Source organism: Xenophilus sp., assembly GCF_044462705.1.
Lineage (GTDB): Bacteria > Pseudomonadota > Gammaproteobacteria > Burkholderiales > Burkholderiaceae_C > Xenophilus > Xenophilus azovorans.
The window spans coordinates 1-10548 of record NZ_JBIQNC010000172.1 but is presented as its reverse complement, the minus strand read 5'-3'; the positions used below and the strand labels follow the sequence as shown (position 1 = coordinate 10548).

The 10548-nt window shown below is 68.2% G+C and carries 9 protein-coding genes and 1 pseudogene; 6 read left to right on the top strand and 4 right to left on the bottom strand.

Annotated elements, in window-relative coordinates:
• Nucleotides 1-78 precede the first annotated feature (78 nt).
• Genes ACIY1X_RS20500 through ACIY1X_RS20490 form a run of 3 tightly spaced genes read right to left on the bottom strand, consistent with a single transcriptional unit; the run spans nt 79 to nt 3820 of the window.
• The gene (locus ACIY1X_RS20500; protein ID WP_399684120.1) at nt 79-1278 is read right to left on the bottom strand and encodes a M20 aminoacylase family protein; all 1200 of its coding nucleotides are present in this window, start codon (nt 1276-1278) and stop codon (nt 79-81) included.
• Nucleotides 1275-2243, bottom strand: a complete 969-nt coding sequence (locus tag ACIY1X_RS20495) for an ABC transporter permease (RefSeq protein ID WP_399684118.1) — start codon at nt 2241-2243, stop codon at nt 1275-1277. The genes ACIY1X_RS20500 and ACIY1X_RS20495 overlap by 4 nt, the downstream gene beginning before the upstream one ends.
• A complete protein-coding gene (locus tag ACIY1X_RS20490) occupies nt 2240-3820 on the bottom strand; it encodes an ABC transporter substrate-binding protein (RefSeq protein WP_399684115.1) in 1581 nt (526 codons plus the stop codon). Before ACIY1X_RS20490 ends, ACIY1X_RS20495 begins: the two co-directional genes overlap by 4 nt.
• 85 nt (nt 3821-3905) lie before the next feature.
• Here ACIY1X_RS20490 and ACIY1X_RS20485 point away from each other — a divergent pair, with 85 nt between their 5' ends.
• Nucleotides 3906-4547 (top strand): TetR/AcrR family transcriptional regulator, encoded by a 642-nt coding sequence (locus ACIY1X_RS20485; protein ID WP_399684112.1) that lies wholly within the window; start codon nt 3906-3908, stop codon nt 4545-4547.
• Here ACIY1X_RS20485 and ACIY1X_RS20480 read toward each other — a convergent pair.
• Nucleotides 4474-5382, bottom strand: a complete 909-nt coding sequence (locus tag ACIY1X_RS20480; RefSeq protein ID WP_399684109.1) for a LysR substrate-binding domain-containing protein — start codon at nt 5380-5382, stop codon at nt 4474-4476. The genes ACIY1X_RS20485 and ACIY1X_RS20480 overlap by 74 nt on opposite strands.
• A 149-nt stretch (nt 5383-5531) precedes the next feature.
• On the opposite strand from ACIY1X_RS20480, the gene ACIY1X_RS20475 reads away from it, so the two are divergent.
• The 5 genes and pseudogenes from ACIY1X_RS20475 to ACIY1X_RS20455 form a co-directional block, all read left to right on the top strand.
• Nucleotides 5532-6878 carry an aminotransferase class III-fold pyridoxal phosphate-dependent enzyme gene (locus ACIY1X_RS20475; RefSeq protein WP_399684106.1) on the top strand — a complete coding sequence of 449 codons (1347 nt, stop codon included), beginning with the start codon at nt 5532-5534 and terminating at the stop codon, nt 6876-6878.
• Nucleotides 6875-7381, top strand: coding sequence for an aminoacyl-tRNA deacylase (locus tag ACIY1X_RS20470; RefSeq protein WP_399684103.1), 507 nt, complete (start codon nt 6875-6877; stop codon nt 7379-7381). Before ACIY1X_RS20475 ends, ACIY1X_RS20470 begins: the two co-directional genes overlap by 4 nt.
• A complete protein-coding gene (locus tag ACIY1X_RS20465; protein ID WP_399684100.1) occupies nt 7378-8202 on the top strand; it encodes an enoyl-CoA hydratase-related protein in 825 nt (274 codons plus the stop codon). Before ACIY1X_RS20470 ends, ACIY1X_RS20465 begins: the two co-directional genes overlap by 4 nt.
• Nucleotides 8203-8218: 16 nt before the next feature.
• The gene (locus ACIY1X_RS20460) at nt 8219-10153 is read left to right on the top strand and encodes an AMP-binding protein (RefSeq protein WP_399684098.1); all 1935 of its coding nucleotides are present in this window, start codon (nt 8219-8221) and stop codon (nt 10151-10153) included.
• A gap of 63 nt (nt 10154-10216) precedes the next feature.
• Nucleotides 10217-10528: pseudogene (locus ACIY1X_RS20455) on the top strand (hypothetical protein); the annotation flags it as partial.
• Nucleotides 10529-10548: the final 20 nt, after the last annotated feature.

The following is a 10548-nucleotide window of genomic DNA, read 5'->3' as shown; positions in this document are numbered from 1 at the left end:
TCGCCACCGGCGACGTGCGGAAACTGTAGCCAACGTCGCTGTCGTACCAGCGGGCCACGGCACTTGTGGAAGCGTTCATCACAGCGGCAGCGCCTCCTCCACCAGCGCCGCGAAGATCGCACTGCCCACCGGGATCGTCTCGTCGTTGAAGTCGTACTCGGGATGATGGAGGAAGCGGCCCTCCTGCATTCCCTGCCCGAGGCGGAAGTAGGCGCCGGGGCGCTCCATCAGCATGAAAGCGAAATCCTCGGATCCCATGCTGGGAAGCAGGTCCGCAATGACGTTGGCATCGCCGACCACCCGCCGCGCCACGCGCTCCAGCAGCGCCGCCTCCGCCGGCGCGTTGACCGTCGGCGGGTACAGGTCCTCGTACCGGACGCTCGCCACCGCACCCATGGCACGGGCGACACCTTCGGCCGTCTCGATCAGCCGCGAGCGCAGCACGCGCTGGACCTCCGGCTTGAACCATTTCACCATGCCGTGCAGCGTGGCCGCCGAAGGAATCACGGACAGCGCCTCGGGTGCGCCGGACTGGAATGACTGGAAGCTGATCACGGCCTCGTGCAGGGGATCGACGTTGCGGCTGACGATGGTGTGCACCATCGACACGATCTGCGAGCCGATCAGGATCGGATCGACCGCCTGGTGCGGATGCGCGCCATGGCCGCCCTTGCCTTCGATGTGGATGGAGAAGCGGTCGATGGCCGCCATCATGGGCCCCGCATTGAAGGCGATCACACCCGCCGGCAGCGAAGGCCAGTTGTGCAGCGCGAAGACGCGGTCCGCGGGATAGCGCTCGAACAGCCCGTCGCGGATCATCTCCCTGGCGCCGGCATGCCCCTCCTCGCCGGGCTGGAAATAGAGGAACACCTTCCCGTTGAATCGACGCGTGCCGGCGAGATGTTTCGCGGCGCCCAGCAGGATGGCGCAATGCCCGTCGTGCCCGCAGCCGTGCATCCGGCCCGGCGCGCAGGAGCGCCAGGGCACCGTTCCAAGCTCGTGGACGGGGATGGCGTCCATGTCGGCGCGCAGGCCGATGGTGGCGCCGCTGTCGGTGCGATGGCCCTCGATGACAGCGACGAGCCCTGTCCGCCCGATGCCCCGCTCCACGGGCAGGCCGAGCGCGCGCAGGTAGGCCTCGATCCTGTCCCCGGTGCGCCGTTCCTCGAAGCCGAGTTCGGGATCGGCATGGATGGCTCTGCGCAGCGACTGGAGCTCACCCTGGTGAACGCGCATCGAGTCGATGAGATTCCGATCGGAAGCACGGGCCTGGCTCATCCTGCGGCTTTCAGTCGGGGATCGATCCGGCTGTAGGCCAGATCCACCACGAGATTGATGACGACGAAAAGGGCTGCGACGAAGCACAGGTAGGCGGCGATCACGGGAATGTCCGCGAAGGCGACGGCCTCGGCGAACAGCGCGCCCAGGCCCGGCCACTGGAAGACCGTCTCGGTCACGAGCGCAAAGGCGACGATGCTGCCCAGTTGAAGACCGATGACGGTGACGACGGGAAGCAGTGCGTTGCGCAGCGCATGCGCATAGCGGATGGTCCGCTCGGGAATGCCGCGGGCGCGGGCGAACTTGATGAAATCGCTGCGCAGCACCTCCATCATCTCCGCGCGCGCCAGCCGCACGATCAGCGCGAGCTGGAAGGCGGCCAGCGTCAGCGCGGGCAGCAGCATGTGCCGCCATCCGTCCACCGTCAGCAACCCCGAACGCCACCATCCAATGGCCTGCAGTTCTCCCCGTCCGTACGAGGGCAGCCACCCTGCGGTGACGGAGAAGGCCAGGATCAGCAGGATGCCGATGAGAAAGGTCGGCAGCGAGGCGCCGGCCAGGGAGAGCGCCATCATCGCCCGGCTGCCCATGCCTTGCGGATGCACGGCGCAGTACACGCCGATGACGAGCCCGCCGACGACTGCCAGGACGGCGGACACACCGGCAAGTTCCAGCGTCGCGGGGATGCGCTCGGCGAGGATGTCCCGCACCGGACGGCCCTGCCGGAGCGAGACGCCGAGCTCGCCGCGCATCAACTGCGCCTGGAACACGCCGAACTGGGCGAGCATCGGCCTGTCGAGGCCGAGCGCGCCGCGCAACTGCTCGCGATCCTGCACGCTGGCGTCGGGCCCCAGCATCTGCGCCACCGGGTCGCCGACGTAGCGGAACATGCAGAAGGCGACCAGCGAGACGAACAGAAGGACGCACGCCGCACCGAGCAGGCGCCGAACGAGGAACACCGTCATGGCTGGCGCACCTGGATGAAGTTGAGGTTGACGCGGTTGTCGATCTGCATGGCCGCGTCGACGTTGCGCCGCATTCCCCATGCCAGGCCCTGCTGGTACAGCGGTATGTGGCCCACGTCCTCCCGATGGATCTTCAGGGCCTGCGTGACCAGCCGGGTCCTGCGATCGGGATCCATCTCCTTGAGCACGTCGGCGATCAGCCGGTCGACCTCGGCGTTGGAATAGCGGCCCGCGTTCCACTGGCCGGCCTTGCCGTCGTTGCTGTGCATCAGCACCGCCATGCTGTTGTAGGCGTCCAGGTTCGATGGCGTGTAACCGAAGAAGTTGAAGCTGCTGTCGCCTGCACCGACCTTCTGGAAGAACTGCGCGGCCGGCATCGAATTGACCTTCACCCGCACGTCGATCCTGGCCAGCATCGCCGCGACAGCGACGCAGACCTGGTCGTCGTTCACGTACCGGTCGTTGGTGCAGTCCAGTGTGAGGTCGAAACCCTTCGGATAGCCGGCATCGCTCATCAGCCGGCGCGCCGCCGCGACGTCATGCGGATAGGGGCGCTCCACCATCGACGGGTCCACCGAGTTGACGCCGCGGGCGATCAGGATGCCGGTAGGCAGCACGGAGCCGCGCATCACGCGCTCGGCCAGCGCCTGGACGTCGATGGCCTGGTACATGGCGAGCCGCACGCGCCGGTCCTGCAGGGGATTGCGGCCCTTGACGCTGGAATACCTCAGCTCCTTGCTCGCCTGGTCCATGGAAAGGAACATCACGCGGATCTCCGGCGCCTGGAGCACCTTGTAGGCGCCGGCCGCAATCACGCGGGGAATGTCCTGCAGCGGGATCGGATAGGCGAAATCCAGCTCGCCGGACAAGAGCGCAGCGACACGCGTCGCGTCGGAGCTGATGCGCACCAGCGTCGCCTCGGTGATGTTGTTCTTCGGTGTATCCCACCACTGCTCGTTGCGCACCAGCACGGTCTTCACGTCGGGCTCGCGCAGGGCGAGCCTGTAGGGACCGGTGCCATTGGCGTTGCGGGTGGCGAAGTTCTCCTTCTTCTGCCGCATGTCGGCGGGCTCCGTGGCGCCGTTCTTTCCGGCCCAGGCCTTCGACATGATGCGCAGTTCCGGCAGAGACTGGAGCAGTGCCGAGTTCGGCACGTCGGTCACGATCTCGACGGCGTCCTCGGCCAGCGCCTTCACGTCGGAGATGGAGGCGGCGAAGACCTTCATGTCCGAGCCCGCGGACATCGCCCGGCGGATGGAGAAGACAACGTCCTCCGCGGTGAACGGAGTGCCGTCGTGGAAGCGGACGCTGCTCCTGAGTTTGAGACGCCACACGTTGGGACTCGGCTGCGTCCAGGACACGGCGAGTGCCGGCTCGATCTTCATGTCCCTGTCGCGCCGCACCAGTCCTTCATAGATGTGGTTCAGGACGGTGAGCGTCATGCCGTGATTGAAGGCATGCGGGTCCATCGTGGTCGCATCGTCCTGCGATGCCCACTTGAAGGGAACGGCGGCTGCGGCTCCCGCAACCGCCAGAAGAACCGTGGCCAGCACCACGCGCAGACGAAGCATGAACATGCCAGACTCAAAATACGATACGACGCGTATCGTTTATAAATATAAAACGGCACGTTTCGTATGTCAATCTGGAACAATGGACTGCATGACCCCGCCCGTTCCAGAGACCACCGAACCGGTACGCGGCCGGCCGCGCAACCAGCAGACGCATCAGGCCATCCTCGAGGCAGCGCGTTCGCTGCTCAACCGCGAGGGCGAGTCGCGCTTTTCCATCGAGCAGGTCGCCTCGGCCGCGGGGGTATCCAAGGCATCGATCTACCGCCGCTGGCCCACCAAGGGCGCGCTGCTGATCGAGCTGTACATGGAGGGCCTTCCGGAGGTCATCACCGTCGACGCGCGTTCGCTGCGCTCGGAGTTGAAGCGCTATCTGCTCGACACGGTGGAGCGTCTGCAGAATCCGCTGTGGCGCAGCATCCTGCGCTCGCTCGTCGCCGAAGGCCAGTACGACCCCGTGACGGCCGAACTGCTGCGCGAGCGTGTCGTGGCCCCGCGCCGCGCCGCAGGCTCACATCTGCTGCAGCATGCCGTCGCCACGGGCCAGATTCCCGCCGGCCTGGATCACGAGTTGATCCTGGATCTGCTGTTCGGCCCGCTGTGGTACCGGCTTCTGTTCGAGCACGCGCCGATCGACAACGACTTCGCCGAGCGCCTGCTCAGGCAGGTGGAGCCCCTGCTGTTCTCCGGAAGTTCGCCGCCTCCTGTCGCAGCCAGTCGCAGAAGGCGCTGACCTGCGGCCTGTCGGCCGACGTGCGGGGATGCACCAGGTGGTACTTGTAGGGGCCTTCGACAGGCACGCCCGGCGCCCGCACCAGCAGCCCCTGCGCCACGGCATCCCCTGCCAGGACATCGGATGCCACGGCCACGCCCTGGCCCGCCGCGGCCGCATCCAGCGTCAGGTACGTGTGCGAGAACCTCAACCCCTGGCGCAGGCGCTGCGCGGCGACGCCCAGGCCCTGGGCCGCGCACCAGCGCGGCCAGTCCATCTGCTCCGGGATCCGCGTCTCGTACTCGTCGTGCAGCAAGGTGCACTGCAGCACGTCCCGCGGCTTCCTCAGGCCGTCCTGCAGTGAAGGATGCACGACCGCATGGAAGGTCTCCGGCAGCAGCGCCTCGGAGACGAAGCCGGCATAGGCGCCGGCGCCCAGCCGGATCGCCAGGTCGACGCGGTCCTTCGCGAAATCCACCGGCGGCACCGACGCCAGCAGCCGGACCTCGATCCGGGGATGCAGCGTCCTGAACCGGCCCAGCCTCGGCATGAGCCAGCGGGTGACGAAAGAAGGCATGGCCGTGACGGTGACTTCCGCATCGTCCGCGGCGTTGCGCAGCGACAGCGACGCACGCTCCAGTTCCTCCAGCAGGGAGCGCACCTCCAGGAAATAGCGGCGCCCCAGTTCGGTCAATTCCACCGAGCGCGCGCCCCGCACGAACAGGCCCCGACCCACCCACTCCTCCAGCAGGCGCACCTGGTGCCCGATCGCGCCGGCCGACACGCAGAGCTCCTCGCCCGCGCGCGCGAAGTTCGCATGGCGTGCCGCCGCCTCGAAGGCGCGCACCGAAAGCATGGGGGGCAACTGTCTGGCCATTGCCTCAATTTAACTGAGCCTTAGCAGTCAAAGCTTTCATTTGTCTCGACCCGTCTCCAAGCCATAGTCTCCGTGACTTCCGAATTGAAGGCTCATTCATGCTGAGCCAATCGTCACATGGAGTCAACATGGATCTGAAAATCCACGGCCAGGCCAACGCGGACCTGCCGTCCGCCTACCGCAAGGTGCTGGTGCCCTGGGCCGTGCAGGGAGGACTGAACCCGCCGGTGATCACGCATGCCAAGGGCTGCCACTTCTTCGATCGCGACGGCAAGCGCTACCTGGACCTGGCCAGCGGCTACGTCGCCGTCTCCCTGGGGCATGGCCACCCGAAGGTGGTGCGCGCCATACAGGAGCAGGCCGAGCGCATGTGCTGGGTCGCCTCCAGCTACTTCAACGACGTCCGTGCGGAATATGCGGAGCTGTTGAACAGCATTTCGCCATGGCGCGAAGGCCTGCGGGTCCACTTCGCATGCGGCGGCGCAGAAGCGAATGACGACGCGATCAAGATCGCGCGCCAGATCACCCGCCGCCCGAAGGTGCTGACCGCCTACCGCTCCTATCACGGCGGCACGATCGGGGCGAGTTCGATGACGGGCGTGGACCGCTGGCGCGATCCGTTTCCGGCGCTGCCGGGCATGATCAAGTTCTTCGCGCCCTATCCCTACCGCAGCCCCTTCTTCAGCACCGACCCGGCGGAAGAGACGAGGCGCGCGCTCCAGCATCTCGAGCAGGTGCTCTCTCATGAAGGCGCGCAGAACTTCGCGGCCATCCTGATGGAGCCCATGACCGGCTCCAGCGGCGTGGTGGTGTACCCGCCGGGCTACCTCGAGGGCGTGCGTGCGCTGTGCGACCGGCACGGCATCCTGCTGGTCTTCGACGAGATCATGACCGGCTTCGGCCGCGCCGGCGCGGCCTTCGCCGCGACGCGGCTGCAGGTCATGCCGGACCTGATCTCCTTTGCCAAGGGCGCCAGCGCCTCGTACACGCCGCTGGGCGGCGTGCTGGTGCGCGAGAGCATCGCCCGGCACTTCGACACGATGCTGTTCGACGTGGGCCACACGCACGCCGGCCACGTGCTCGCGGTCGCCGGCGGGCTGGCCGCGCTCAAGGTGTACCTGGAGGAGGGTCTCTTCGAGCGGGCCCTGCAGATCGAGGATTGGCTGCGCGCGGGCCTGGCCGAGTTGCAGGCGAAGCATCCGGTGGTCGGCGACGTGCGCGGTATGGGCGCGCTGTTCGCTCTCGAACTGGTCCGGGATCGCGTCAGCCGCGAACCGCTGGTGGCCTGGCACCACCCCGGCGGCTCGGCGCCGATGAGGACCTTCTACGGCGCATTGCTGGCACGCGGCGTCCACGCCTACGGCCGCTACAACGTGACGATCGTCGCCCCGCCCCTCGTCATCTCGAAGAGCGAGCTGGACGAAGGCCTGGAAGGGCTGGACGCCGCGCTGGGCGCACTGGAAGCCTCGCTGTGAACGCGCCCACCCTGCAGCCGCCGCCGGCGCCCGCGGCGATCGAGGATGTCCTGCGGCGCCATCGCATCGAGGCACGCATCGAGCAGTTGCAGGCGCCGGCGCCCACCGCCGAGGCCGCGGCAAGGCTGCTCGGATGCCCTGTCTCGCGCATCGCCAAGACGATGGTACTGACCGACGACGACGCCTATGCCGTTGTCGTCATGCCAGGAGACCGCCGATTGGTGCGGCGCCTCGTCAGCGCGGCACTGGGCATGGGGCCGCTGCGCTTCGCGACGGCCGACGAGGTCCGCGCGCAGACCGGGCATCCTCCCGGCGGAGTCGCGCCCATCGCCTTCCCCGGCTCGCCGAGGGTCGTCGTCGACGAGGCGCTGATGCGGCGGCCGCAGGAGACGGTGGCCGCAGGCGGCGGACGGGAGGACCTGCTGCTGCACATCCGCCCCGGCGACATCGTCCGCTTCCACGGCGCCCGCGTGGCAGCCATTTCACACGGAGTACCGCAATGAACTATGAAGACATCCTCTATCACGAGCAGGACGGCATCGCGACGATCACCATCGACCGGCCTCAGGTCCTGAACGCCTTCCGTGCCCAGACCGTCGAAGAGCTGCTGCATGCCGTCGGCCGTGCCGGCTGGGACCGCCGGATCGGGGTCATCGTGCTCGCCGGCGCCGGCGACCGGGCCTTCTGCGTCGGCGGCGACCAATCCGCCGCCCAGGCGGGACATGCGCAGCCGGGAGGCGGCCACTATGGCGGACGCGGCACCATCGGCCTGCCGGTGGACGAGTTGCAGAGCCTGATCCGCGACGTCCCCAAGCCGGTGATAGCGCGCGTGCAAGGCTACGCGATCGGCGGGGGCAATGTCCTGGTGACGGTGTGCGACCTGGCCATCGCCAGCGAGCAGGCCGTGTTCGGGCAGGTCGGCCCCCGGGTGGGCTCGATCGATGCCGGCTTCGGAACGGCCTACCTGGCGCGCATCGCGGGCGAGAAACGCGCACGCGAGATGTGGTACCTGTGCCGACGCTACTCGGCCAGCGAGGCGCTGCAGATGGGACTGGTGAATGCCGTGGTACCCCATGAGGCACTCGATGCCGAGGTCGAGCGCTGGTGCCGGGAGATTCTTGCCAAGAGCCCCACCGCGCTGGCAATCGCCAAGCGGTCCTTCAACGCCGACTCGGAGAGCATCCGCGCCATCGGCGCACTGGGCTTCGAGGCACTCGCCCTGTACTACGCCACCGCCGAGTCGCAGGAAGGCGCGAACGCATTCAGGGAAAAGCGGACGCCGCGCTTCCGGGGCATCGGAGCCGCCTCGAGCGACACCCGCTGACCGGCAGGAGCACCCCATGCAGGAAACAGCTCTGCAGCCGGTATGGCATCCCCCCGCCGACTGGCGCGACCGCACACTGATCGGCGAGCTCGCCGGCCTGCTCGGCGCGCAGGACTATGAGGATCTGCTGGCGATCTCGCTGACCTCGCCGTCCCGCTACTGGCAGACCGTGATGAGGCATCTCGGTTTTGGCTGGCGCACGCCGCCCGGCGCTCTGAGCGAGGGCGGTCCGGAGTGTCCTCGCTGGTTTCCCGGAGGCGAACTCAACTGGGTCGACAACGTGTTTCGGCGTGCGCAGGCCCGGCCCGCCGATGCCGCGGCGGTGATCGCGGAAGCGGAAGACGGCCAGGCGCGGACGCTGACCTACCGCGAACTGCAGGCGCTGGTATTGCGGCTGGCCGGCGGTCTGGCCGCACTGGGCATCGGCCACGGGACGCGGGTCGGCCTGATGATGCCGATGGGCATCCCGGCCGTCTCCACGCTGCTGGCCCTCTCGGCGCTGGGCGCGATCGCGGTGCCGCTGTTCAGCGGCTTCGGCGCCGCCGCGGCCGCCACCAGGCTCGAACTGGCGCAGGCGCAGTTCCTGGTGGCGAGCGCGTCCTATCGGCGACGGGGCGCGACGGTGTGCATGGCCGGGACACTGAAGGCCATCCAGGCGCAGTGTCCGGGCCTGCGGCTGATCGTGGACGGGGACGGCAGCAGTGTGGACGGCCCCTCGCACGCCTGGGCCGAACTGGCGACGGCCGCTGCGCTGGACGGGCCGCGCTGCATGGCCGCGCATGACCCGTTCATGATCGTGTTCACCTCCGGCACCACGGGCCGGCCCAAGGGCACGGTGCACACACACGGGGGCTTTCCCCTGAAGATCCTGCACGACTGTGCCTACCACTTCGAGCTGCGGCCGGGCGACCGTTGGCTGTGGCCGAGTGACATGGGCTGGATCGTGGGGCCGATCAGCACGGTGGGCGCCCTGTCGCGCGGCGCCGGGCTGGTGTGCTACGACGGTGCGCCCGACTTTCCCGGCCCCACGCGGATGGCCGAACTGATCCGGCGTCACGGCGTGACGCATTTCGGCGCCGCGCCCACCCTCGTGCGCAGCCTCGCGGCATCGGGCGCTGATTTCGCACAGGAGCCCCTCGAGAGCCTCCGCGTGCTGATCCTGGCCGGCGAGGTGATCGACCCCGAGCACTTCGACTGGTTCTTCACGTCATTCGGAAGGCGTCGCCTGCCGGTGATCAACTACACCGGCGGCACGGAGGCCTCGGGCGCGCTGCTGGCGAACGTGCCCGTGCGGCCCATCAAGCCCTGCGGCTTCAACAGTGCATCGCCCGGCGTGGATGCCTATGTCGGCGACGAAGCCGGGAGCAGGCTGGCGACGGGCACCGGCGAACTGGTCGTCGGCGCACCGTTCCTCGGCATGACGGCCGGCTTCTGGGGAGAGCCGGAGCGCTATCTCGAGAGCTACTGGACGCAGCGGCCCGGCCGATGGAGCCACGGCGACCTGGTCTCGCGGGATGCGGACGGCCACTTCTACGTTCTGGGACGTGCGGACGACACGCTGAAGATCGCGGGCAAGCGCGTGGGGCCTGCGGAGGTGGAGGCTCCGGTGCTGGAATTGCCGGAGGTCCGCGAGGCCGCGGCGGTCGGGCTGCCGGATCCCGTCAAGGGGCAGAAGCTCGTGCTGTGCATCGTTCCGCGCGATCTGCCTGGCGACGGGGTCGCCGATGCGGCAGGCCGGCGCATCGAAGAGGCGCTGGGCAAGCCATTCCGCCCCGCGCGCATCCACATCGTCGGGCAACTGCCGAAGACCCGCAACGGCAAGATCATGCGACGTGTGGTGCGCAATGTGCTCTGCGGTCTCTCCCCCGGCGACCTCAGTGCGCTCGAGAATCCGGACGCCATAGAAGGGCTCCGCTTCCTGTCCGAGAAGACGCACCCTCGCGTCGGATGAGTGCGGTCGCGTCCGCGCGTGGGCTCGGAGCTGGCCAATTGCGGCCTGGCGCTGCTCGACGGCGTGGACGTGAAGGACATCGTGCTGCCCGGCGGGATGCAGGTCATCCTCGCGCAGGTGGTCGAGGCCGGCAGGTCGGACGAACCGACGCAATGCGTCGCCGCGATGAGACCGCAGCGACGCGCTCGCCGCTCAATGCGGTCAAGGTGATGGAAGGCAACCCGTCGCCCTGCGACTGAAGGAGCTCGAGACGTTGAAGCGCATGCCGAGCGCACCGACTGGATCTCCGTCAGCCGCGGAACATCGTTGGAAGGCGCATGCGCTCACGACGAGAGGAACTGTGGGCTGCTGCCGGTTCCGTTGACACCGACCTAAGCTTCTTGAGCTTTCTCGAA

Bases quoted from the DNA above. Each gene is read 5' to 3' on its own strand.
- ACIY1X_RS20500 (WP_399684120.1), bottom strand. From the start codon at position 1,278: ATGAGCCAGGCCCGTGCTTCCGATCGGAATCTCATCGACTCGATGCGC.
- ACIY1X_RS20495 (WP_399684118.1), bottom strand. From the start codon at position 2,243: ATGACGGTGTTCCTCGTTCGGCGCCTGCTCGGTGCGGCGTGCGTCCTT.
- ACIY1X_RS20490 (WP_399684115.1), bottom strand. From the start codon at position 3,820: ATGTTCATGCTTCGTCTGCGCGTGGTGCTGGCCACGGTTCTTCTGGCG.
- ACIY1X_RS20485 (WP_399684112.1), top strand. From the start codon at position 3,906: ATGACCCCGCCCGTTCCAGAGACCACCGAACCGGTACGCGGCCGGCCG.
- ACIY1X_RS20480 (WP_399684109.1), bottom strand. From the start codon at position 5,382: ATGCTTTCGGTGCGCGCCTTCGAGGCGGCGGCACGCCATGCGAACTTC.
- ACIY1X_RS20475 (WP_399684106.1), top strand. From the start codon at position 5,532: ATGGATCTGAAAATCCACGGCCAGGCCAACGCGGACCTGCCGTCCGCC.
- ACIY1X_RS20465 (WP_399684100.1), top strand. From the start codon at position 7,378: ATGAACTATGAAGACATCCTCTATCACGAGCAGGACGGCATCGCGACG.
- ACIY1X_RS20460 (WP_399684098.1), top strand. From the start codon at position 8,219: ATGCAGGAAACAGCTCTGCAGCCGGTATGGCATCCCCCCGCCGACTGG.